Source organism: Rhodococcus sp. HM1 (assembly GCF_023218075.1).
GTDB lineage: Bacteria > Actinomycetota > Actinomycetes > Mycobacteriales > Mycobacteriaceae > Rhodococcus.
Map to the genome: position 1 here is coordinate 1 of NZ_JALPTB010000091.1, position 22,533 is coordinate 22,533.

The 22,533-nt window shown below is 70.0% G+C and carries 19 protein-coding genes; 14 read left to right on the forward strand and 5 right to left on the reverse strand.

The features are described from left to right. Positions 1–688, forward strand: a 688-nt coding sequence (locus M1M07_RS29045; protein WP_308200877.1) for a phosphodiesterase, incomplete at its 5' end; no start/stop codon positions are given. 60 nt (positions 689–748) lie between these two features. On the opposite strand, the gene arsC is transcribed toward M1M07_RS29045, so the two are convergent. Then, the gene (gene arsC / locus M1M07_RS29050; RefSeq protein ID WP_197250007.1) at positions 749–1,096 is read right to left on the reverse strand and encodes an arsenate reductase (glutaredoxin); all 348 of its coding nucleotides are present in this window, start codon (positions 1,094–1,096) and stop codon (positions 749–751) included. A 156-nt stretch (positions 1,097–1,252) separates the two neighbouring features. Here arsC and mscL point away from each other — a divergent pair, with 156 nt between their 5' ends. From mscL to M1M07_RS29080, 6 genes are all read left to right on the forward strand, one after another. Then, a complete protein-coding gene (mscL, locus tag M1M07_RS29055) occupies positions 1,253–1,684 on the forward strand; it encodes a large conductance mechanosensitive channel protein MscL (protein WP_197250008.1) in 432 nt (143 codons plus the stop codon). Positions 1,685–1,767: 83 nt separating this feature from the next. Then, positions 1,768–2,136 (forward strand): GntR family transcriptional regulator, encoded by a 369-nt coding sequence (locus tag M1M07_RS29060; RefSeq protein ID WP_197250009.1) that lies wholly within the window; start codon positions 1,768–1,770, stop codon positions 2,134–2,136. Between the two features lie 110 nt (positions 2,137–2,246). Continuing rightward, a complete protein-coding gene (locus tag M1M07_RS29065; protein WP_248676380.1) occupies positions 2,247–3,878 on the forward strand; it encodes a BCCT family transporter in 1,632 nt (543 codons plus the stop codon). Beyond that, positions 3,875–4,387: a class I SAM-dependent methyltransferase gene (locus M1M07_RS29070; protein WP_197250011.1), complete on the forward strand. Its 513-nt coding sequence runs from the start codon at positions 3,875–3,877 to the stop codon at positions 4,385–4,387. The genes M1M07_RS29065 and M1M07_RS29070 overlap by 4 nt, the downstream gene beginning before the upstream one ends. 39 nt (positions 4,388–4,426) lie before the next feature. Then, on the forward strand, positions 4,427–5,737 hold the full coding sequence (locus tag M1M07_RS29075) for a cyclopropane-fatty-acyl-phospholipid synthase family protein (protein ID WP_197250012.1): 1,311 nt from the start codon (positions 4,427–4,429) through the stop codon (positions 5,735–5,737). Positions 5,738–5,797: 60 nt separating this feature from the next. Beyond that, positions 5,798–6,619 (forward strand): hypothetical protein, encoded by an 822-nt coding sequence (locus tag M1M07_RS29080; RefSeq protein WP_248676381.1) that lies wholly within the window; start codon positions 5,798–5,800, stop codon positions 6,617–6,619. A 21-nt stretch (positions 6,620–6,640) separates the two neighbouring features. Here M1M07_RS29080 and M1M07_RS29085 read toward each other — a convergent pair whose 3' ends face one another. Then, positions 6,641–8,194, reverse strand: coding sequence for a phospholipid carrier-dependent glycosyltransferase (locus M1M07_RS29085; RefSeq protein WP_248676382.1), 1,554 nt, complete (start codon positions 8,192–8,194; stop codon positions 6,641–6,643). A gap of 23 nt (positions 8,195–8,217) precedes the next feature. On the opposite strand from M1M07_RS29085, the gene rsmI reads away from it, so the two are divergent. The 4 genes from rsmI to M1M07_RS29105 all read left to right on the forward strand — a co-directional run bounded on the left by rsmI (position 8,218) and on the right by M1M07_RS29105 (position 15,656). Further along, entirely contained in the window at positions 8,218–9,066 is an 849-nt protein-coding gene (gene rsmI / locus M1M07_RS29090; RefSeq protein ID WP_197250015.1) for a 16S rRNA (cytidine(1402)-2'-O)-methyltransferase, read from the forward strand. Positions 9,067–9,088: 22 nt separating this feature from the next. Further along, positions 9,089–10,546 (forward strand): D-serine/D-alanine/glycine transporter, encoded by a 1,458-nt coding sequence (gene cycA / locus M1M07_RS29095; RefSeq protein ID WP_248676383.1) that lies wholly within the window; start codon positions 9,089–9,091, stop codon positions 10,544–10,546. 215 nt (positions 10,547–10,761) lie between these two features. Further along, positions 10,762–11,217 carry an SPW repeat protein gene (locus M1M07_RS29100; protein WP_197250017.1) on the forward strand — a complete coding sequence of 152 codons (456 nt, stop codon included), beginning with the start codon at positions 10,762–10,764 and terminating at the stop codon, positions 11,215–11,217. 464 nt (positions 11,218–11,681) lie between these two features. Next, the gene (locus M1M07_RS29105) at positions 11,682–15,656 is read left to right on the forward strand and encodes a WD40 repeat domain-containing protein (RefSeq protein WP_197250018.1); all 3,975 of its coding nucleotides are present in this window, start codon (positions 11,682–11,684) and stop codon (positions 15,654–15,656) included. Here the strand turns inward: M1M07_RS29105 and M1M07_RS29110 are convergent. Then, the gene (locus tag M1M07_RS29110) at positions 15,598–16,878 is read right to left on the reverse strand and encodes an aminodeoxychorismate synthase component I (protein WP_197250019.1); all 1,281 of its coding nucleotides are present in this window, start codon (positions 16,876–16,878) and stop codon (positions 15,598–15,600) included. The two genes, M1M07_RS29105 and M1M07_RS29110, sit on opposite strands and share 59 nt — an antisense overlap. A 64-nt stretch (positions 16,879–16,942) precedes the next feature. Between M1M07_RS29110 and M1M07_RS29115 the strand changes: the two genes are divergently transcribed. Both M1M07_RS29115 and M1M07_RS29120 read left to right on the forward strand, forming a co-directional pair. Further along, entirely contained in the window at positions 16,943–18,733 is a 1,791-nt protein-coding gene (locus M1M07_RS29115) for a dynamin family protein (RefSeq protein WP_248676384.1), read from the forward strand. Beyond that, entirely contained in the window at positions 18,730–20,214 is a 1,485-nt protein-coding gene (locus M1M07_RS29120) for a GTPase (protein ID WP_248676385.1), read from the forward strand. The genes M1M07_RS29115 and M1M07_RS29120 overlap by 4 nt, the downstream gene beginning before the upstream one ends. Here M1M07_RS29120 and M1M07_RS29125 read toward each other — a convergent pair. Both M1M07_RS29125 and M1M07_RS29130 read right to left on the reverse strand, forming a co-directional pair. Next, positions 20,187–20,543: a hypothetical protein gene (locus M1M07_RS29125; protein WP_197257011.1), complete on the reverse strand. Its 357-nt coding sequence runs from the start codon at positions 20,541–20,543 to the stop codon at positions 20,187–20,189. The genes M1M07_RS29120 and M1M07_RS29125 overlap by 28 nt on opposite strands. Before the next feature lie 158 nt (positions 20,544–20,701). After that, a complete protein-coding gene (locus M1M07_RS29130; protein ID WP_248676386.1) occupies positions 20,702–21,244 on the reverse strand; it encodes an RNA polymerase sigma factor in 543 nt (180 codons plus the stop codon). Between the two features lie 266 nt (positions 21,245–21,510). Here M1M07_RS29130 and M1M07_RS29135 point away from each other — a divergent pair, with 266 nt between their 5' ends. Continuing rightward, positions 21,511–22,260 (forward strand): hypothetical protein, encoded by a 750-nt coding sequence (locus tag M1M07_RS29135; protein WP_248676387.1) that lies wholly within the window; start codon positions 21,511–21,513, stop codon positions 22,258–22,260. Positions 22,261–22,533 lie beyond the last annotated feature (273 nt).

The following is a 22,533-nucleotide window of genomic DNA, read 5'->3' on the forward strand; positions in this document are numbered from 1 at the left end:
GATTGAAACCGCGTCGGGTGGGTATCTGGGTGGGATGAAACAGCTCGACGCGGTCCTCGAGGCGCCGTTCGCGGCGGCCTCGGCGGTGCGGCACGCGCGCATCTTCCATCCGCACGGCGTTCTCGCTCGGGGGCACGCCGAGCTGGTGTCGAGCTGGTGGCCGACGCAGGGGCAGGTGCCGGTCACTGTCCGGTTGTCCCGCGGAATCGGGCTTCCCGCAATGCTTCCCGACTTCCTCGGCGTGGCGGTGCGGCTGCACCTGAGCGTCGGGCCGTGGGACATCCTGCTGGTCACCGCACACGGGCGTGTGCCCGTGCTGTTGTCGCCGGCGCGGAGCTGGTCGGGCGCCCACTACAGCAGCGTCACCGCGTTCCGCACGCGCGAGCACCCGGATCTGCGATGGGTGGTGGCGGAACCGGAAGCCGGGCTCCCGGAGTCGGCGGATGCGGACGCGCTGGCCGACAGCGGCACGTTGCGCTTCGGGTTGTCGCTGAAATCTGCGGGAGGCGAGGTGGCACCCGCCGGGCAGCTCGTCGTGGAGACACTGCCGGGTGACGGTGAGCGACCCGCGTTCGATCCGGTGCTCAACTGCCCGGCCGAGGTGGACATGTGGCCGGGGTGGATCGCTGCGGCGCGCCGGGCCGCGTACCGGGGCAGCCGGGCGGGCCGGCACGCACAGTCCGAGTAGAACGACGCGTAGTCCGAGAAGAACGCCCACGTCTCCGGCCGGAGACGTGGGCGCGTGCCGTCAGAGGATCTCGCGGACCTTGTCGACCGGGCGCGCGAGCACGGTGCCCTTGTCGGTGACGACGATCGGCCGCTCGATGAGGATCGGGTTGTCGACCATCGCATCGATCAGTTCGTCCTCGGACGCGTCGGCGAGGTTCAGTTCGGTGAACAGCGCTTCCTTCCGGCGGATCGCCTCGCTGGGCTTCAGGCCCGCATCGTCGAGCAGCTTGCGCAGGCCGTCGCGGGACGGCGGGGTCTCGAGGTACTTGACGACGGTCGGTTCGAGGCCGGCCTCCTGGAGGACCTTCAAGGTGTTGCGGGACGTGCTGCAGCGCGGGTTGTGGTAGATCGTCGCGGTCTTGGCCATGGCCGTTATTGTGCCGCGTGCCGCATCGGGCGTCCCTGCAATGCTTGCCGTGTTCGCCGTCACCCGTGGCATGTCCCGTTTGAAGGTTGCCCGCCCGCCCCCTACGATTTTCCGCCGTCAATACATGCGTAATGCCGATTGGGAGGAGCCGGGTACATGCTCAAGGGGTTCAGGGATTTCCTGCTGCGTGGGAACGTGGTGGAACTGGCGGTCGCCGTCGTCGTCGGTGCCGCGTTCACCGCGATCGTCACCGCGTTCACCAACAACATCGTCAACCCGCTCGTCGCGGCGGTCGGTGGTGCCAACGAGTACGGCTGGGGATTCCAGATCACTTCCAGCCCTGAGACTTTCATCAACATCGGTGCGGTCGTCACCGCGGTGATCAACTTCGTGATCATCGCCGCGGTCGTGTACTTCGTGCTCATCGTCCCGGTCAACGCCGCGAAGAACCGTTTCGCTCCGCCGAAGGAGTCCGAGGACAAGCCGCTGAGCGAGACGGACCTGCTCATCCAGATCCGCGACCTGCTCGAGAAGGGCACGTACGCGAAGGGTTCGGACGACGACGATCACGACAAGGCGCGTGTCTGATCGGTCACACTCCATACGCACTTCTCACCGGCCCCGGGCAGCATGCCCGGGGCCGGTGCGTTGTGCGCTGGTACATTGCTCGCGTGCTCGACATCGCCATCGACCAGAGCTCTCAGACCCCACCGTTCGAACAGTTGCGCCGTCGCATCGTCGAGCTGGTCCGCCGCGACGAACTGATCGCCGGCACCAAACTCCCGACCGTGCGCGCTCTCGCCGAGCATCTCGGGATCGCGCCGAACACCGTCGCGAAGACCTATCGGGAACTCGAACAGGCCGGGGTCCTCGAGACGCGCGGGCGCGCGGGCACGTTCGTCGCGACGGCCGCGTCGGGTGATCCGACGCTCACCCTCGCCCAGCGCGCGACCACCGCCTACGTCGCGGAGTTGCGGGCCCTCGGCATGTCGGACGACGAGATCCTCGAGTTCGTGGTCGCCGCGGTCCGCGGAGCCTGACACCTCCCGAGTGTCCGATTCGTTCCCCGAGTCGGAAACGACCGGTTCGGGAGGACCTTTCCCGGTCGCAGGTGCTTGCGCCGCACCCGTTCGAGGGCGAGCGTTGATCCATGGCCGTGCCTGCGGATCGAACCGGTTCGACTGCTGCGCCCGGGACGCCCCGGCCGCAGACACCACCCGGCGTCGGCCCACCCGGTCCGGCGTCACCCGCGGCGGACCGGGACCGGCGACCCTCGACGGACCGCGTCGTGTTCGGTGTCGCCGCGGCCCTGGTCGTCGCGATCGTCGTGTGGGGCCTGACCGCCCCCGAGAACCTGAACACGGTGACCGGCCGGGTACTGGACTGGCTCGTCGTGGACCTCGGCTGGCTGTTCGTCCTCACCGCCAGCGGATTCGTGATCTTCGCGCTGTGGCTCGCGATGAGCAGGTACGGGACGATTCCGCTCGGCAAGGACGGCGAGAAGCCCGAGTTCCGCACGGTGAGCTGGATCGCGATGATGTTCAGCGCCGGCATGGGCATCGGCCTGATGTTCTACGGGGTCGCCGAACCGCTCTCGCACTTCGTGACGCCGCCGCCCCGCAGCGCCGGTGGCGCCGGACCGGCGATGGCCACGACCATGTTCCACTGGAGTCTGCACCCGTGGTCGATCTACGCGGTCGTGGGTCTGTCGATCGCGTACGGCACCTACCGCAAAGGCCGGAAGCAGCTGATCAGCTCGGCGTTCGTGCCGCTGCTCGGCAGCCGCGCGGAGGGCCCGCTCGGCAAGGTCATCGACATCCTCGCGCTGTACGCGACGTTGTTCGGCACCGCCGCCTCGCTCGGGCTCGGAGCCCTGCAGATCGGTTCCGGATTCGAGGTCACGGGCTGGATGGAGGAGACCGGCGTCCTGCTGCTCGTCGCGATCGTCGCGATCCTGACGTGCGCGTTCATCGCCTCGGCAGTGTCCGGCGTCGCCAAGGGCATCCAGTGGCTGTCGAACATCAACATGGTGCTGGCGCTGAGCCTCGCGCTGTTCGTGTTCGTGCTGGGGCCCACGGTGCTGATCCTCAACCTGATCCCGACGACCCTCGGCGCCTACGCCTCGGACCTGGCTCGCATGTCCGCACGCACTGCCGCCTCGAGCGCCGAAGCGGGCGAATGGCTTTCGTCGTGGACGATCTTCTACTGGGCGTGGTGGATCTCGTGGACCCCGTTCGTCGGCATGTTCCTGGCCCGCATCAGCCGGGGCCGGACCATCCGCCAGTTCGTCGTCGGTGTCATCATCGTGCCCAGCATCGTGAGCCTGTTGTGGTTCGCGGTGTTCGGCGGGGCGGCCATCGGCCAGCAGCAGGACGGCCACGACATCGCCGGCGCAGGCAGCCTCGAGGGGCAGTTGTTCGGGATGCTCGGCAACCTGCCGCTCGTCGGGGTGTCGACGTTCGTCGTGATGCTGCTCGTCGCGATCTTCTTCGTCTCGGGTGCCGATGCCGCGTCGATGGTGATGGGCACCCTCACCCAACGCGGGACGCTCTCGCCCGGCCGATGGATCGTCGTGTTCTGGGGCGCGCTCACCGGCGGGGTGGCCGCGCTGCTGCTGTGGACCGGCGGGTCGGAAGCGCTCGGTGCTCTCCAGACCATGACGATCATCGCCGCGGCACCGTTCGTGGTCGTCATGGTCGGGTTGTGCATCTCCCTCTACCGTGACCTGTCGCGAGATCCGCTCCTCGGCGGGCGCTGGCCGACGCTGCGGCGCACCGGATGACCGCCGTCCCGGACCGTATCGCGTTCGCGGTCGAGGCGATGGCCCCGCGTCCCGGCATGCGGGTGCTCGAGATCGGATGCGGGGGAGGAGTGGCCGTGTCGCTGGTGCACGAGCGCATCGGCCCCGACGGCACGATCCTCGGGGTGGACGGTTCGGCGACGCAGATCGACCGCGCGCGTCGGCGCAACGAGGCGGCGGCCGGGGTCGAGTTGCGGGTGGCCCGGTTCCCGGACGTCGACGGCGGTCCGTTCGACCTGATCTTCGCGATCGATGTGCCCGCATTCCGTTCCGGCGACCCGGCCGTGCCCGCCGCAGCGGCCGCGCTGCTGCGCCCCGGCGGTGAACTGTGGGTGTTCGACGAACCCCCGCCGGGCACCGCGACCGGACCGATCTCGATGCGGATCAGCGCCCTGCTGTCGGAGGCGGGATTCGCGATCGTCGACATGGTCGAGCGGGGCCGGACCGTGGGGGTCCTTGCGGCGCCGCCGGAGTCGGTCGAGAAAGGTTGATCGTTCACCGTGCGCCGCCGTGGCCGGTGCGCGACAGTGATGATCATGAAGTCGGCAGCACCCCGGCTCTTGTCGGCCTTCGAAGCCCTGATCGGTGTCGACCTACCCGTCCGTGTCCGCTGCTGGGACGGGTCCGAGGCCGGCCCGCCCGACGCGGCCGCGCGCGTCGTCGTGAACCGCCGTCGCGCCCTGCGTCGCATGCTGTGGGCGCCCAACGAACTCGGCCTGACCCGCGCCTACATCTCCGGTGATCTCGACGTCGACGATCTGTTCCCCCTGCTCGGCATCCCGGAAGTGGTCGACCGGATCGGGGACCATCGGCTCGCCGGCCTGCGCCCCCGCACCCTCGCGCGTGCCGCAGCGACTCTTGTGCGGCTCGGCGCGGTCGGGCCGCCGCCGCGACCACCCGCCGTCGAGATCCGCCGCCGCCGGGGGATCCGGCACAGCCGCGACCGCGACTCGCTCGTGGTGTCGCACCACTACGACGTCGGCAACGACTTCTACCGGCTGTTCCTCGGCTCGACCATGGTCTATTCGTGCGGCTACTGGGTGGACGACGACGCCCGGCTGGACACCGCACAGCGCGACAAGTGCGATCTGGTGTGCCGCAAGCTGGGACTCGCTCCGGGGATGCGGCTGCTCGACGTCGGCTGCGGCTGGGGTTCGCTGGCGATGCACGCCGCCCGCGACTACGGGGTCGACGTGGTCGGGGTGACGGTCAGCCGCGAACAGCGCGACCTGGCGACGAAACGGATCGCCGAGGCCGGATTGTCCGATCGGATCGAGATCCGGTTGCAGGACTACCGCGACATCGACGACGGTCCCTTCGACGCGATCGCGAGCGTCGGCATGTCCGAGCACGTGGGGCTGGTGAACCTGCCGCTGTACGCCGCGGAGCTGCACGCCCTGCTGCGGCCCGGCGGCCGGTTGCTCAACCACGCGATCGCGCGGGTGCGGTCGTTGCCGGACAAGCCCGGTCGTGCCCCGTCGTTCATCGACCACTACATCTTCCCGGACGGCGAGGTGCTGCCGCTCAGCAGGACGATCGACGCCTTCGAACGAGCCGGAATCGAGGTGCGCGACAGCGAATCGCTGCGCGAACACTATGCGCTGACCCTGCGCGCCTGGGTGTCGAACCTGCTCGGATCGTGGGACGAGGCGGTGCGGCTGGCCGGTGAGGAACGGGCCCGCACCTGGCTGCTGTACCTGACGGCGAGCGCCCTCGGGTTCGAAGCACCGAACCGGCTCACCGTCCATCAGGTCCTCGCGGTGCGTCCCACCGCGGACGGCGCCAGCGGGATGCCTCGTACCCGCGATCGGTGGCTCCGCGGCACGCGCGCCGCCACCTGATTGTCGGACCCTCGCAGTACCGTGACGCTGCCCGCGGTTTCACTGCGAGAGGAGATGTTCGTGAACGACATCGGCCACTTCGACGAATCGGTCGAGCTCGCCTGGGCCAGGTTCCGGACCCAGATGGCCAGGAGCATCGGCGAGCTGCCCCTCGGCGACAGTCTGGAGCTACGCGCGGACACGGCGCTGACACCGGCCGCGGGGGTGCGGATCGAGAACCGCCCCGGTCTCGGGGTCGGCGCCCGCATGCTCGCCCCGCCGTGGGAGTGCGGGTCGTCCGCGCCGCGACGGTGCCCGCCCGACACGCCGTCGACGATCGGCGACCCCGATGCCGTCGCGTCCTGGGTGGTGGGCGTGCTGCGCGACCGGTGGGACGTCGTCGAGCCGGCGTTCGTGCAGGTCGGGCCGTATCCGGGTGTCGACGGCGGGCAATGGTACGACGAGCTGCGCGGCCGCGTGGGCGACGCGCTCGCCCACGTGTTGGGCCGGCCCGCCAGCATCGACGCCGACGGTGACTTCGTGCTGGTGCTCGACTCGCAGGTGATCTTCGTGATCGTCGACCGCACCGTTCCCGCGGTGCGGGTGTGGATCCCGCTGCTGCACCGGATCGCCGATCGGACCGGCGCCGCGCACTGGGTCGACGGGTTGCGCGGCGGGCCGGGCGTGCGCGCGCTGGTCGTCGAGGACCGGCTGGTCGGAACCGGGGAGATCCCGGCGGCGCCGTTCGACCCGGCCCACCTGGAGGAGCGGATCGATGCCATGCGCCGGCTCATGCCTGCGGTGGCCCGGCGGGTCGCCACGAACTTCGGGGGCGTCCACTACACCGAGGACGATCGCCGGCCCGGCACACCGGACACGGCCCTGTTCGACGACTGGTACTGAGCAAACCGGTACCGGGCGCGGTCAGCGCCAGCTCGGCAGCCACAGCTGGTCGTGCCACTCGGCAACCGTGATCGGCAGCGCCGTCAGGATCGGCCACAACCACACGAAGTTCGCGACCACCAGACCCACGTACAGGCACACGACGAGCAGGCCCGTCGAGCGTCTTTCCCGCGACGCCCGGGCCGGGCCGAGCACGTCTCCGAGCACGAGCGCCACGCCCATCACCAGGAACGGCGCCAACGGCACCGCATAGAAGTAGTACATCTGCCGGTCGAGGGTCGCGAACCAGGGCAGCAGTGCCGCGCCGTAGCCGGTGAGCACGGCCGCCCACCGCCAGTCGCGTCGCACCACGATCTGCCACAGCCCCCACGCGACCATCGCCAGCGACACCCACCACAGGGCGGGCGTGCCGATCAGCATCACGGCCTTGACGCATTGTTCCTCGCCGCACCCGCGGATGCGGTCGCCCTCGGCGAAGTAGTACAGCATCGGCCGTAGACCCATCGGCCACGTCCACGGCTTCGACTCCCACGGATGGTGGTTGCCCGCCGAATTGGTCAGTCCGGAGTGGAACTCGAGCACGTTCGCGCTGTAGTACCACAGCGACCGCAGCGAATCCGGCACGAACGAGAACGGGCCGTCGGTGCCGATCTTCGTGCCCACCGCGTGCCGGTCCACCCCCGTTTCACTGGCGAACCACGCCCAGTAGCTCGCCAGATACACACCCAGCGGGATCAGCACCAGCGCGTACAGTGCCGGACCGATATCGCGCAGCGCAGTGCCCACCCACGGCCGCCGCACCCCGTAGGCGCGGCGCGCGGCGACGTCGAACGCCACCGACATCAACCCGAAGAACGCGATGAAATAGACCCCGGACCACTTGGTGCCGACGGCCAGGCCCAGCAGCACACCCGCGCCGAACCGCCACCAGCGGACCCCGAGCCGCGGACCCCAGGTACTGACCCCGATGCGGTCCTCCGCGGCCACCCGCGCCATGCGGGCACGCACGTCGTCGCGGTCCACGATCAGGCAACCGAACGCACCGACGACGAACATCGCCTGGAAGACGTCGAGCATCCCCATCCGGGACGAGACGAACGTGACCCCGTCGACGACGAGCAGCACCCCGGCGAGCGCGCCGAGCAGTGTCGACCGGGTCAGCCGCCGCACGATGCGCACCACCAGCAGCACCAGGATCGTGCCGGCGACCGCCGACGAGAACCGCCAGCCCCACCCGTTGTAACCGAACAGGGCCTCGCCGAGCGCGATGAGCTGTTTCCCGACCGGTGGATGCACCACCAGCCCGTAGCCGGGGTTGTCCTCGATCCAGCCGCCGGTGAGCACCTGCCAGCCCTGCGGCACGTAGTGCTTCTCGTCGAACACCGGCGTCTTCGCGTCGGTGGGGTAGTGGAGCATCGCGAACCGGGTGATCGCGGCGAGCGCGGTGACGAATAGGGTCACCACCCAGCCGCGGGCGCGGTCGGTGGGACCCGGATCGACCGGGGGCACCAGCGGCCCGGGACTCAGCAGGCGACGGTCGGGGGCCTCGGCGGGGCACTCGTCCGTCACGGTCACGGTCCGATCGTAGGCTGATACGCATGCAGGCAGAGAACCCGGGACAAGGACGGCTCGTGCTGGCGGCCACGCCGATGGGCGACATCGGCGACGCCTCGAGCCGGCTCCGCGAAGCCCTCGCGACGGCCGACGTCGTCGCCGCCGAGGACACCCGCCGCACCCGGTCGCTCGCTGCGGCCCTCGGGGTGACCATCACCGGTCGCGTCGTCAGCTTCTACGACCAGGTGGAAGTCACGCGCGCCCCGGCGCTGATCGCGGACATCGAGTCGGGACTGACCGTGCTGCTGGTCACCGACGCGGGCATGCCGTCGGTCAGCGACCCCGGGTACCGGCTGGTGTCCGCGTGCGTCGCCGCGGATCTGCCCGTCACGTGCCTGCCCGGCCCGTCCGCGGTGACCACGGCGCTCGCACTGTCGGGGCTGCCCGTCGAACGGTTCTGCTTCGACGGTTTCCCGCCGCGCAAGTCCGGTCCGCGCCGCGCCTGGCTGCAGACGCTCGTGACGGAACCGCGCGCGGTGGTGTTCTTCGAAGCGCCGCACCGGCTGGCGGCGTGCCTGGCCGACGCGGTCGCGGTGCTGGGCGGCGACCGCCGCGCCGCGGTGTGCCGGGAGCTGACCAAGACCTACGAGGAGGTGCGGCGCGGCACGCTCGCCGAGCTCGCGGACTGGGCCGTCGACGGTGCCCGCGGCGAGATCACCGTGGTGCTCGAAGGGGCATCGCAGCAGGTCGCCGACCCCGCCGATCTCGTCGAGGAGGTCGAACGCCTCGTGGCGAGCGGGATGCGCCTGAAGGACGCGTGCGGGCAGGCCGCGACCGCCGGTGTCTCGAAGCGCGAGCTGTACGACGCGGTACTCGCCTCACGGCAGGAATGAACCCGTCCGTAGACTCGTCGCAGTGAGTGCTCCACCCGAACCCCTGTCGACCGACGAACCGCATCTTTCGCGGCAGCTGTCCAACCGGCACATCCAGCTCATCGCGATCGGTGGTGCCATCGGAACCGGACTGTTCATGGGGTCGGGCAAGACGATCTCCCTGTCCGGTCCGTCGGTGATCTTCGTGTACATGATCATCGGGTTCATGCTGTTCTTCGTCATGCGGGCGATGGGCGAGCTGTTGCTGTCGAACCTGCACTACAAGTCGTTCGCGGACTTCGCGGCCGACCTGCTGGGGCCGTGGGCCGGGTTCTTCACGGGCTGGACGTACTGGTTCTGCTGGATCGTCACCGGCATCGCCGACATCGTCGCGATCTCCGGTTACGTGCGTTATTGGTGGTCGGACGTGCCGCTGTGGATTCCCGCCCTGGCGGCGATCCTGGCGTTGCTGCTGCTGAACCTGCCGACTGTGCGAGCCTTCGGCGAGACCGAGTTCTGGTTCGCCCTCATCAAGATCGTCGCGATCGTCAGTCTCATCGTGGTCGGCCTGGTCATGATCATCGGCGGCTTCACGGCCCCCAACGGTGCGACCGCCGGTTTCGACAACCTGTGGAACGACGGCGGGTTCTTCCCGACCGGCCCGATGGGGTTCGTCGCCGGTTTCCAGATCGCGGTGTTCGCGTTCGTCGGGATCGAGCTGGTCGGTACCACCGCCGCCGAGGCCAAGGACCCGGAGAAGAACCTCCCGAAGGCGATCAACTCGATCCCGATCCGCGTGCTGTTGTTCTATGTCGCCGCGCTGGTCGTCATCATGGCGGTGACGCCGTGGCGGGAGATCGAGGCCGGTCGCAGCCCGTTCGTGGCGATGTTCACCCTCGCCGGTCTCGGTATCGCCGCGTCGGTCATCAACTTCGTCGTGCTCACGTCGGCGGCGTCGTCCGCGAACTCGGGCATCTACTCGACGTCGCGGATGGTGTACGGGCTCGCGCAGGAGGGTGACGCGCCGGCGGCGCTGGGCAGACTCAACCGGCGCCGGGTCCCGGCGAACGCGCTGATGTTCTCGTGCCTGTTCCTGCTGTCCGCGATCTTGCTGCTGTTCGCCGGTGACTCGGTCATCGAGGCGTTCACCCTCGTCACGACGATCTCGGCGCTGCTGTTCATGTTCGTGTGGTCGATCATCCTGGCGAGCTACCTGCGGTACCGGAAGCGCCGTCCGGACCTGCACGCGGCGTCGACGTTCAAGATGCCCGGCGGTGTGCCGATGGTGTGGGTCGTCTACGCCTTCTTCGCGTTCATCGTCTGGGCGCTCACCCAGGAGACGGACACCCGCGAGGCGCTGATGGTGACCCCGATCTGGTTCGTGGTGCTGGCGGTCGCGTGGGCGCTGATCCGTCGTCGTCCGGAGCATCGGGCCCGGTACGCCGCGTTCCGCAAGGACCTGGAGGACGAGGCCGCGGCCGAACACGCGGCGCGCGACTGAGCGGCGCCGGCGCATCGCCGAGCGGGGCCGCGTACCCCTTTCGCTCGGGCGCAGTGAGGTGTGGAATTGAATTACCACACAACGGACTCCGGAGGCGTCTATGGGTGATCTGCTTCCTTCGCGATCCTCCTGATCGCTGAGCAATCTTCCCCGTCCAACGACCGATACGGCGCACAAGGCCGCGGTCCTGTGCGCCGGCCAGGGAGATGAGAACGATGTCGACATCTGCACACGATGCGATGCGCACCCACCCGGACATTCTCGAAATGCGCGCGCGCTACGACATGGCGGCCGAACAGCCCCCGGCGCAGGTGGCCGACGGACTGCTGATGATCGCCGGTCTCTACGCGGCGTGCTCCGCCTGGATCGTCGGCTTCAGCGGCGAGATGAACCTGACGATGAGCAACCTGTTCACCGGCCTCGCCGTCGCCCTGCTGGCAGTCGCATTCGGCTCGGCGCTCGCCCGCACCCACGGGATGACGTTCGTGGCACCGTTGCTCGGGGTCTGGCTGATCGTCTCCCCGTGGGTGGTCGCCGGCGTGACCACCACCACCGGGATGATCTGGTCCAACGTCGTCTGCGGCATCGTGATCTGCCTGCTGGGTCTCGCGACCGCCGCGATGGGAACCGATCTCATGGGGCGCTCGCGTCGCATGACACCGACGCGCTGACCCGGATGCCCGGGTCTGTGTAAGGAGCCGAACCGGCTCCGAGACCCTCGTGTGCACCCCGCCCGGCAACGGGCGGGGTGGCGCAGCCCTGTGCGCCTAGGCGAGCGCGAGTATCAGCACCACCGACGCAGCGACCGTACCTGCTACGACGAACGACGGGGGCACCCAGCCGGAAATCCGGTCGACGATTCTGATCATGGTCACCCTCAGGACCCGATCCACCGCTTCCCCACGCCGACAGGAACTACCCCTCGAACTTCAATTCCCACCGGCGTGGGGCCACGCTGGTAGCGAGACCGTTCTCGCTTCGGTGACCACTCTTCCGCCGAAATGCGACCCGACCAACTACCGGACCCTGCGGAACGGATATCATCCCAGGTCACAGTGGGTGAGGAAATTTTCCGCAGCGGAGTTTTCCTGGAATCCCAGGGGAATCTCCGACGAACCGGAAGGTGCGGAAGCGGATGGCAGAGGACGACGGCCGCGACGAACCCGACCCTCGGCAGTTCTTCGCGGACCAGTTGCGCATGCTCTTCGCCGCCGCGGGCCGGCCGCCCCTGAAGAAGGTAGAAACGGAATCCGCGGCCCTCGCCCGGGCCATGGGCAGCGACCGCACGGTGTCCGTGCAGCGGCTCAGCGACTGGCGTTCCGGGAAGCGTCTGCCCGCCAGCTTCGAGACCGTGCGTCCCGTGCTCGTCGCACTCGTCCGGGCGGCCCGCGCCCTGAACCCCGAACCGCCCACCCCCGGCCTCTACTCGCTGAAGCAGTGGCAGAACTGGTGGGACTGTGCCCGCGGAACGTCGTCGGGACCGGGCCGGACGGCCGAAACACCCGAGCCTGCACCGGTGCCCCAGGCCGGAGTGCGCCCGTACCGGGGACTGTCCGCGTACCGGGAGAAGGATGCGTGGCTGTTCTTCGGCCGCGCCGAGAGCGTGCGCACACTCGCCGACATCACCGTCGCGGCGCACGGGCACGGACCGGTGATCGTGACCGGGGCATCCGGCGTCGGCAAGTCGTCGCTCGTGCAGGCGGGGCTGATCCCGGAACTGTGCGGGGACGGTGACCAGCGCCCCGTCGTGCTCACCCCGGGGCGACACCCGCTCGGCCGTCTCGCCGAGGCGATCCCCGAACTCGCCGACCCCGCCGCGCAGCGTGCCGACGCCGTCGCCGTCCAGCGGGCGATCCGGGCGGCGGCCACCCGCATGGGGTGTTCGTCGCTGCTGATCGTCGTCGACCAGATCGAGGAACTGTTCACCCAGTGCGACGACCGCGACGAACGCTCCCAGTTTCTCGGGGTCCTCGAACGGGCCTCGACCACCGTCGAGCACGAGGACGCCCCGGCTACCGTCGTGGCGACGATGCGCTCGGACTTCTACGAGCAGGCGGTGTCCTATCCGGTTCTGGCCCGCGCGCTCGAACGCCGCACCAAGACGGTGCGACCGCTGCGCCGCGAGAACCTCGAGGAGGTGATCACCGAACCGGCCAAGCTCGTCGGGGTCAAACTCGAATCCGGCTTGGCCGATCTCATCCTCAACGACCTCGGAGTGCTCACCGGGGGTGAGCTCAGCGGCACGGAACTGCCGTTGCTGTCGCACCTGCTCGACACCATGTGGGATCGCCGCCGGGGCGGGAACCTCACCGTCGCCGGCTACCGCGCGACCGGAGGGGTGCGCGGTTCGATCGCCGCGAGCGCCGAGCGCGCATGGGAGGAGCTCGACGATCGAGGCAGGCAGCTGGCCCGGGAGATGCTGGTGCACCTGGTGTACGTCACCAACACCGGCACCGACGTGAAGATCGCCCGGCCGCTCGCCCAGCTGCTCGCTCTCGGCGACCGCGCCACCGCGAGCCGCGTCCTCGACCATTTCGTGTCCGCCCGCGTGGTCGTCGTCGATGCGGGACATGCCGAGCTGATCCACGACGCCGTGATCGAGGCGTGGCCGCGCCTGAAGTCCTGGATTCAGGAGGACCGCTCGTCGGCGGCACTGCGTCAGCAGCTCGAGGCGGACGCCGCGAACTGGGTGGAGACCGGCCGCAACAAGAGCATGCTCTACCAGCGCGGACGCATGGATCTGGTCCGTGAGCAGGACGCGCGGCTGACCCGCGTCGGCAACGGCCGAGGGGAAGTGGGCTCGGCCCTGAGCCCCACCGCCGTCGATTTCCTCGCCGCCTCCCGGCGGGAGATCGAACGGGCCGCGCGGTGGCGGCGGATGGTTCTCGCCGGTCTCGCGATCTCGACGATCGTCTCGTTCGTCACGGGCACGCTGGCGTGGACGGCGAAGAACCGGGCCGAAGAGGAACGCAGCGCCGCCGAGTTCCAGCAGATCATCGCGCTCGCCGACGCCATGCGCGACGACGATCCGACGACATCGGCGGACCTGTCGCTGGTCGCGGCCCATCTGCAGCCCGACAGCGATGTCGCTTATTCCCGACTCGTCGCCACCCAGGGGACCCCGCTCGCGCGGACCCTGGACGGGCACACCGGACCCGTGTACGGGGTGGCGGTCTCACCGGACGGAGCCACCCTCGCCTCGGCCAGCGACGACGGTTCCGTCCGGTTGTGGGACCTGTCCGACCGCGCCGACCCGAAACCGATCGGGGAGCCGCTGACCGCGCTGCCCGACTACATGGCGTCGGTGTCGTTCAGTCCCGACGGCCGGCGCCTCGCCGCCGGTGGTGGCGACGGCAGCGTGTGGATCTGGGATGTCACCGACCGCGCCCGTCCGGTCCTGCTGCTCGAACACCACGGGCCCGAGGGCCTCGCCGTGCACAACGTGCGGTACTCGCCGACCGGCCGGCTGCTGGCGGTACCGTACGACGACGGCACCGTCGCGCTCATCGACACGACCACCCCGGATTTCCCGGTGACCGTGCTGAACGCCCACGACGGCGCCGTGCGCACCGCGGTCTTCCGGACCGACGGCTCGGTCCTCGCGACCACCAGCGACGACCGCAGCGTGCGGCTGTGGGACGTCAGCGACCCGACCGACCCCACTCCGATCGGAGCGCCGCTCACCGGGTTCGGCGACGTCGCGCACTCGGCGGACTTCGACCCCACCGGCACGAGACTTGTCGTGAGCAGCGACGACGGCATGCTCCACCTGTTCGACACCACCGTCGTCGCGGCGCCGCGACTGCTGGGCGCCCCGACCCGCGCGCACACCGGAGGCGTGTGGAGGGTGACGTTCCTGCCCGACGGGCGCACGGTCGCGTCCGCGTCGTGGGACGGCACCGCGAAGTTGTGGTCCGTCGACCCGGTCGCCGGGATCGTCGACGAACTGAAACCGGGACTGACCGGCAACGGCGGCGGATTGCCCGTGTTGACCGTGACACCCGACGGCCGGACCGTCGTCACCGGCGGGCAGGATTCCAAGATCCGGATGTGGACGTTGCCGCGCGAACGCGTCGGTGTCGCCGATGCCGCCCTGACCCTGCCGTCCGTCGACCGGTCCGGCAGGCTCGCCGCGACCGGGGGCTACGACTCGGTGGTGAACCTGTGGCGCATCGACGACGGCGGCCGCTGGAGCCAGGCCACGGCGATCGACCTGCCGCGTCCGCTCGGCGGCGCGAACGTCGTCGCATTGTCACCGGCCGGGACGATCCTGGCGACCGCTCCCACCTCCGGGGGCAGTGTCCGCCTGTGGGACGTGGCCGACCCGGAACGCCCGCGGCCGCTCGGCGAACCCGTCCGGCTCGGTACCCGGTTCACTTCGGAGCTGGCGTTCACCCCGGACGGCAGGACGCTGGTAACCGGCGCGGACGACCAGTCGGTGACCCTGTGGAATGTGACCGATCCGGTGCGTCCGGTGCCGCGCGGCGCTCCGTTGACCGGTCCGACGAACCTCGTGCGCAGCGCCGCGGTGAGCCCGGACGGCCGCAGCCTCGTCGTCGCGAGCGCGGACGGAGAGATCTACGCGTGGGACATCGCGGACCCGGACCGGCCGGTCGCGGTGCCGGTGACCGGTGGGCACACGGCCGGTGTCAACGGCGTGGCGTTCGGTGCGGACGGTTCGGTGCTGGCGACCGGCGGCGACGACCACACGGTGATCATCTGGGACCGCGGCGACGACGGCGGTTTCACCGCGCGGAGCACACCGCTGCGGGGACACACCGGGACCGTCTATTCGGTGTCGGTGGCACCCGGCGGTGGCGTGGTGGCCAGCGGCAGCGACGACGGCACCGTCCGGTTGTGGGACGTGGCGGCTCCGCGGGCGATGCACGCGATGGGCGGTCCGATCACCGACACCGGCGTCGGCCGCTGGCAGGTGCGGTTCCTGCCGGACGGCACGGTCGCCGCGGCGGGTGGCGACGGCGTGATCCGGACGTGGGGTCTCGACGCGGACGAGATCACCGACCGCATCTGTTCGTCGACCACCGGAGAGATCAGCGCAGTGTTCCTGCAGTTCGAGCTGCCCGGGGGACTGGACGTGTGCGGGGACTGAGCTGCAGGATGCTCGCGGCCTTGTCGAGGCATTCCTGCCATTCGGCGTCCGGATCGGAATCGATGGTGATGCCGCCGCCGACGCCGAGCGCGCACTCGTTCCCGGCGAATTCGACGGTGCGGATGGCGACGTTCAGTTCGAGCCCGGCGACGGGACTCGCCATGCCGACGGTGCCGCAGTACACGCCGCGGGGCAGCTCTTCCCAGTCCTGCAGCAGGTCTCGCGCCCGGAGCTTGGGGCATCCGGTGACCGACGCGGGCGGGAAAGCGGCGTCGAGCAGCGCGTCGGCGGTGACGTCCGGCCCGAGAGTCGCAGCGACGGTCGACACCAGATGCCACACGCCGGGTGCCGGATGCACGCCGAGCAGGTCGGTGACGGTGACGGTGCCGGTCTCGGCGACCCGGCCGAGGTCGTTGCGCACCAGGTCGACGATCATCACGTTCTCGGCGACGTCCTTGACGGAGGCTCGTAGGTCGGCGGGGTCGCGGTGCAACGGGAGCGTGCCCTTGATGGGGGAGGACTCGACGCGGTCGCCGTGGCAGGCCAGGAACAGTTCGGGTGACAGGGACGCCACCGCGCCCCACGGTCCTTGCAGGTAGGCGGCCCGATTCGGACGGGTGGTCTCGACGGCGTCGGCGAAGAACGCGAGCGGGTTCCCTGACCAGGTGCCGGTGAAGCGGGTGCACACGCACGCCTGGTACACCTCCCCGGCCCGGATCGCGTCGAGGCACTGTTCGACGCCGTGCCGGTGCGTCGCCCGGTCCGGTGGGGTCCAGTCGATCCGCCAGTCCGGCACCGTAGGATCCGGATCGTGCACGGCGGCGGCCAGATCCGGTGGGCACGGCTCGTCCGTCAGCGTTTCGTACCACCAGCAGCCGGAGTCGTCGAGCCGCAGCACGACGTCGGTCCACCCGCCCGCCGCGACCGGCAGTGCCGGGGTCCTCGGGACCCGGTCCGGATACGCGAGATAACCGATCCATCCGCCCCCGATCAGCGGCCCGTCTTCCCGGGCGATCCGACCGGTCGTCCGATCCGCCCGGGTGAAGGTGCCCCGGACCGGGGCGGGGGAGGTGGCGAGACTGGGCGCGATCACGGCGGCGGCGCCGAACCACAAGCCGGTCAGCGCAGCGGGCGGGGCGATTCCGAGGTCGCGGGCGCGGACGCCGAGCGCTCGGAGCACTCGTGCGGGGCTGCCTCCGTCGCCCAGTCGCTCCATCCGCATGGTCCCAGCTTTCCACGGGTACGCACCGCTGCCGAAACCGCGGGACTCGGTAGGGTCGTGATCCGTGTCTGCTGAATCGGGGGTGGCCGACCTTGTGACCGGGGCCGGCAAGGTGCTGCGGGCCTACGGCCGCAACGCACTTGCCGACCGTGCCGAACGCAAGCTGTCGGGCGAAGGGCGTACGCGATCGGTCGTGGTGGTCGGCGAGATCAAACGGGGAAAGAGCACGCTGGTCAACGCGTTGATCGGCCGCGACGGCATCACGGTGGACGACGTGGAGAACGCCACCGCCGTGTCCATCCGGTTCGTGCCGGCCGACGCCGAGAACCCGGAGGGCACAGCGGAACTGGTGTTCCCGGACGGCAACCGGCGGATCCCGCACGCCGAGCTCGCCGACTGGACGACCACGGGCGGGCGGTACGTCACCGATCCGGCGGTCGAGGCGCTGCCGGTCGCCGCGGTGGTGCCCGTCGCATCGCGGCGGCTCGAGACCGCCACCATCGTCGACACTCCCGGCGTCGGCGGCCTCGACCCCCGGCATGCGGGACTGGCCCGCCAGTCCGCCGATCAGGCCGCCGTGCTCGTGATGGTGTGCGACGCCTCGACCCCCATCACCGAACCGGAGATGCAGTTCCTGCGCGAGAGCGCCGCCGGCGTCGAGAACGTCGTGGTCGCCGTCACCAAGACGGACAAGGCCACCACCCGCTGGGCGGATATCGTCGCCGAGAACCGGCGCTCGATCGCGAAGCACGTCGGCCGCGACATCCCGGTCGTGCCCGTCTCGAGCGTCCGCGCGCTCGCCGCGCAGGACGCCGGGCTCCCCGACGCACTGCGCGACCGGGCGGTGACGTTCTCCGGGATTCCCGCGCTGTGGTCGGCCATCGAGAAGAGCCTCACCGCAGCGGAACAGTCACCGGCAACCGACGCCCTGCGCATCTGCCTCGAAGGACTGCGGGAGGTCGAACGCGCCATCGAGGACGAACTCGCCGTCGTCAGGGCGGGGGAGGCCGCGATCCCGGATCTGAGCGCCGAACTCGAACGGCTCCGCAACCTCAAGGACGAGGCGCAGCACTGGGAGCAGCATCTGCAGCGCGACCTCACGCTGGCCCGGCAGCAGGCCGCGACCCGGCTCGACGAACACCTCACCCGGGTCCGCGAGGACTGGACCACCCGCATCAACAAGTCGTCGATGGAGGTGCTGCGCAAGTCGCCGCAGGTGTTCACCGCCCGCATCCAGACCGACCTGCTCGAGGCGATGGCCATGACCGCAGAAGGGTTCCTCACCGACCTCGAGCGGATCACCACCGAACTGTTCGACAGCACCGAGGAGTGGGAACGCATCCGCGAGATCGCGGTCGCGTCGATGCGCACCGACCCCCTCGTCACCAACGAGGTCACCTCGAAACGCCAGGGTCTGCTCGATCCGAGCGTCCTGTCGATGGGCATGATCGGCACCACCATGCTCGGTGCGGTGATCGGCGTCGGCGCGGTCGCCGGTGTGGTGTGGGTGGCCGTCAACCTCGGATTCCGGGCGATGCGGGCCGGCAAGACGAACCTGCTCACCTGGCTGCGGGAGACGATCGCGACCGCCCGGACCGCCACGACCCGCATGCTCGATGCGACGCTCGCCACGACCCGCCCCGAGATCGTGCTCGGCCGTCGCCGCAACCTCCAGGAGCGGATCACCGTGCTGCAGAAGCAGATCGAGGAGGCGAAGCGGTCCGCGCAGGCCGACGCCGCCGCGCGCGAGGCGAACGTCACCCGGTTGGAGAAGAACCTGCGCATCACGCGCGGGAAGATCACGCCCATCGAGGCTGTGCTCGGTGCCCCGTCGACCACGGCGATCCCGGCATGAACGCGCCGGTCACCGACGCCACCGACCCGATCCACCACCGCATCGACGCCGCGCTGCACCGGCTCGCGTCGTTCGGCGGTGATCTCGTCGGGCACGCCGACCGGATCGGCGCGATCCTGTGGTCGCCGCCGCGCATCGTCGTCGTGGGCCGGCTCAAGGCCGGCAAGTCCACGCTGGTCAACGCGCTGATCGAGGCGCCGGTCGCCGAGACCGCGGCGCTCGAGGCCACCAGCGTCGTCACCGTGTACGAGAACGGTGCGCCCTCCCGCGCGGAGGTCGTGAAGCTCGACGGATCCCGCCGGCCGGTGCGGCTGACCTTCGGCGCGACCGCCGACCTCGGCGTGCCCGAGACCGAGGTCGCCTACGTGCACCGGCACCTGCCGTCGCAGGCGCTGACGCGGATCACGCTCGTCGACACCCCGGGCCTGGCGACGCTGACCGTCGCGAACGCCGCGGCGACCGAACGCGCCCTCATCGACGGGTTCGAACAGACCCGCTCGGCGTCCGTCGACGCCGACGCCGCGGTGTTCCTGTTCGATTCGATGCCCCGCGCCGACGAGATCTCGTTCCTGCAGCGACTCGGGTTCACCCCGTTGAACACGCTCGGGGTGCTGTCCCGCGCCGACGGCTTCGGGCGTGGCGTGCTCGGCCACCGCGACCCGATCGGGCATGCCGTCGAGCACGCCGGGGTGCTGTCACGCCGGCTCGCGGACGTGGTCGGCGCGGTGGTTCCGGTGGCCGGCCTGCTCGCCCAGACCTCGCACACCGGTGCGTTCACCGAGAACGACGCCCGGGACCTGGCCGCCCTGGCGCCGTTCGCGCCGCTCGAGCTGTTCGATCTGCTCGACGTCGGCGACGGTGCGCTTCCCGTTCCCCGGGACCGCGTGTTCCGGCTCATCGACATGGTCGGGGAGTACGGGCTCGTGCACGGCCGCGGTCCGGCGCGCGGCGGCGCCCATCAGGTCAACCAGTGGCTGACCGCGGCCTCCGGCATCGATCCGCTGCGCGCGGTGCTCGACCGGTCCCTGCGGCGTTTCGCGGTCCTGCACCGTGCCGGGCGGATCGTCGCCGAACTCGACGCGCTGGCGTACACCCATCCTGCCCGGGACGGTATCCGGCAGATCGTCTCCGAGCTGAAGTCCGATCCGGCGCTGGTCCAGGTGGGTCTGCTGCGGTCGTTGCGGTCCCTGCTGGAGACCGACCCGTCCGCGCCCGCGGTGACGGAGCTGACGCAGCTGCTGCGCGGCGCCACCGTCGCCGAGGCCCTCGGCGCCGATCCGTCGGCCCCGCCGGAGCAGCTGCGGACGATCGCGCAGGAACGCCTCGTGTCGGTGCAGACGCAGAGTCTGAGCACCCGATCGGCGGCCGAGGACGCGGCGCTGGTGTCGCTCACCCAGGCCTACACGTCGATCGTCCGGTCCTGGAACCGACGGTGTGAACGGGGACCCGGCCCTCAGGCGAGGTCCGGGTCGCCTGGGTAGCCCGGCTCGGGGTGGGCGTAGGGCTCGTCGAGGTCGCCGGTCGCGGCGTCGTCGAATGCGGTGTCCTCGGGGTCGAATGTCGATTCGTGGTGACCCTGCAGGTCCGGCACATCCTCGTCGGCGTCGAGGTCGACGTCGACCACCATCGGATCGATGTCGAGATCGTCCGGATCGTCGGCCGGGATCAGATCGGCGCCGGCGGGCGGGGTGTCCGGGTCGGTCGCGATCCGCACGGCACGAGCCCATGCGTCGTCGGGCAGCGGGGAGACGGTCGCCTGCGGATCGAGGCCGAGGAGGTCCCACAGCGACGGCTCCCGGTCGTTCGTCATCGTCACCACGTCCTCCGATTCCCGACTCGCCCCTGTGCAGGTGCACGCACACCGACGACGTTAGCGCGCGCGAGCCCGGGCAGCGTACACCTGCCGAACCCGGCGCTGCCGCGGGCGTCGCCGGAGTCGATGCGCCGGGCGAGTGCCGGGCAGCGGGCTCAGGGCTCGAGTGCGTCCGCGTCGAGCATCGACGGTGCCAGCTTCTCGACGAGTTGCGCCCGTGCCCGGTTGATCCGGCTCTTGACGGTCTGGACCGGGATGCCCTGATGCTCCGCTATCTCCGCGTAGCTCATGTCGGCGTACTCGCGCAGCACCACGGCGACGCGGAACTGCTCGGGCAGCGCTGCCAGGGCCTGCCGGACCATGTCCGTATCGGCGATGCTGTCGGCGACGGATCGTCCCGTGTGCTCGCCGTTGTCGATTTCGTCCTCGGGGGTTTCGCGGCGTTTGCGCACGATCGCCAGCGACGCGTTGGTGGCGATGCGGTACAGCCAGGTTCCGAAACGGGCGGTGCCCCGGAACGAGGCGAGGTTCTGCCATGCCGCGGTCAGAGTGTCCTGCAGGGCGTCCTCGGCGTCGTGCCGGTGACCGGTGATCTGCAGGCACACCGCCCAGGTCTGGTCGCGTGACCGTGCGACGAGTTCGGCGAAGGCAGCCTGGTCCCCTGCCCGGCTCCGCTCGATCAATTCCGCTTCACTCATGACGGCCCCCTCCGTAACTTTCCGGGTGTAACTTACTGGACGGTTCGCGTCTTGTGCGGGGCCAGGTGCGCGGATCGCGCGAATCTCCCGCCCGATCGGCTCGAATTCTGTGAGTTGCGACACAGCTTCGGCTGTGTTTCCTGCGCTGACCTGGGATTTCGTTGCGTGGTCCACGCCGCAGGAAATTTTCGGTGGACCGGCCGGAACTTTCCGCCCTGCCGGCTGCTCCTATCCCCGATACCCGACGAGCGAAAGGCAGCACCGACATGGCAAACCGCGGATCCTTTTCCGACAGCACCAGCTCGAGCAACGCGAACCGCCAGGACTCGCAGTCCACTGCCGGTACCAGCTCGGATTCCTCGTACGGCGACAATTCGTCGTACGACCACGACTCCTCCTACGGCTCGTCCTCGGCCGCTCAGGAAGGCTCGACCAGCTACGAGTCCTACGAGCGCTACGAGCGCTACGACTCGTCCGGCTCGTCCAGCTCGGACTCGTCCTACGGTTCCTCGGCGGCGTCCGGCGCGGATTCGTCGTACGGCCGCAACTCGTCCGCCTCCGATTCCTCCGACAGCGCGTCGTCGGCTTCCGCCTCGAGCAGCAACGCCGTCAGCACGGGCTCCACCTCGACCGATGCCCTCGGTGCCGGTCGGCCGGTCGTCCTCGACGAGATCGTCGACGAGGACGGCAGCACCGTGCAGGTTCTCGACACCGACGGAGACGGGGTCGGCGACGCGGAGGTCATCGACCTCGACGGCGACGGCACCGTCGAAATGATCAGCGCCGACACCGACGGCGACGGCTACATCGACGCCGCCGCGATCGACATCGACGGCGACGGCACCTTCGACGAGGCGGTCTTCGATCTCGACGGCGACGGCGGAATCGATGCGACCGTGGATCTCGGCACCGGTGCCGTCGACTACGACGGCGACGGCATCGCCGACGACTACATCGACACCAGCGCGTTCGATTCCGGTGCGTCCTCGGACGCGGACTACTCCGACCTGGCCTGACCGGCCTGATCGGGCTGTCGTTTCCGGCGCCGCCGGCACCTGCGGGCCCCGCGGGTGCCGGCGGCGCCGCGTCCCATAGGCTGCCGCCCGATTACGGCATCCGGCCCGAACCGGACATTCTCGAGGGGGAAAAGCACACGATGAGTTGGGTCCTGGCGGTCGACTTCGGCACCTCCAACACCTCCGCCGCACACCGCATCGGCCCGGACCGGGTCGAATCCCTGCCGCTGACCCACACCAGCAACCTGATGCCCTCCTCGGTCTACCTCGACC

What these genes read in the sequence shown, in the direction of transcription:
- rsmI (WP_197250015.1), top strand. Translation starts at nt 8,218, where the DNA reads ATGCAGGCAGAGAACCCGGGACAAGGACGGCTCGTGCTGGCGGCCACG.
- M1M07_RS29075 (WP_197250012.1), top strand. Translation starts at nt 4,427, where the DNA reads ATGATCATGAAGTCGGCAGCACCCCGGCTCTTGTCGGCCTTCGAAGCC.
- mscL (WP_197250008.1), top strand. Translation starts at nt 1,253, where the DNA reads ATGCTCAAGGGGTTCAGGGATTTCCTGCTGCGTGGGAACGTGGTGGAA.
- M1M07_RS29105 (WP_197250018.1), top strand. Translation starts at nt 11,682, where the DNA reads ATGGCAGAGGACGACGGCCGCGACGAACCCGACCCTCGGCAGTTCTTC.
- M1M07_RS29125 (WP_197257011.1), bottom strand. Translation starts at nt 20,543, where the DNA reads ATGACGAACGACCGGGAGCCGTCGCTGTGGGACCTCCTCGGCCTCGAT.
- M1M07_RS29100 (WP_197250017.1), top strand. Translation starts at nt 10,762, where the DNA reads ATGTCGACATCTGCACACGATGCGATGCGCACCCACCCGGACATTCTC.
- M1M07_RS29130 (WP_248676386.1), bottom strand. Translation starts at nt 21,244, where the DNA reads ATGAGTGAAGCGGAATTGATCGAGCGGAGCCGGGCAGGGGACCAGGCT.
- M1M07_RS29070 (WP_197250011.1), top strand. Translation starts at nt 3,875, where the DNA reads ATGACCGCCGTCCCGGACCGTATCGCGTTCGCGGTCGAGGCGATGGCC.
- M1M07_RS29120 (WP_248676385.1), top strand. Translation starts at nt 18,730, where the DNA reads ATGAACGCGCCGGTCACCGACGCCACCGACCCGATCCACCACCGCATC.
- arsC (WP_197250007.1), bottom strand. Translation starts at nt 1,096, where the DNA reads ATGGCCAAGACCGCGACGATCTACCACAACCCGCGCTGCAGCACGTCC.
- M1M07_RS29135 (WP_248676387.1), top strand. Translation starts at nt 21,511, where the DNA reads ATGGCAAACCGCGGATCCTTTTCCGACAGCACCAGCTCGAGCAACGCG.
- M1M07_RS29065 (WP_248676380.1), top strand. Translation starts at nt 2,247, where the DNA reads ATGGCCGTGCCTGCGGATCGAACCGGTTCGACTGCTGCGCCCGGGACG.
- M1M07_RS29110 (WP_197250019.1), bottom strand. Translation starts at nt 16,878, where the DNA reads ATGCGGATGGAGCGACTGGGCGACGGAGGCAGCCCCGCACGAGTGCTC.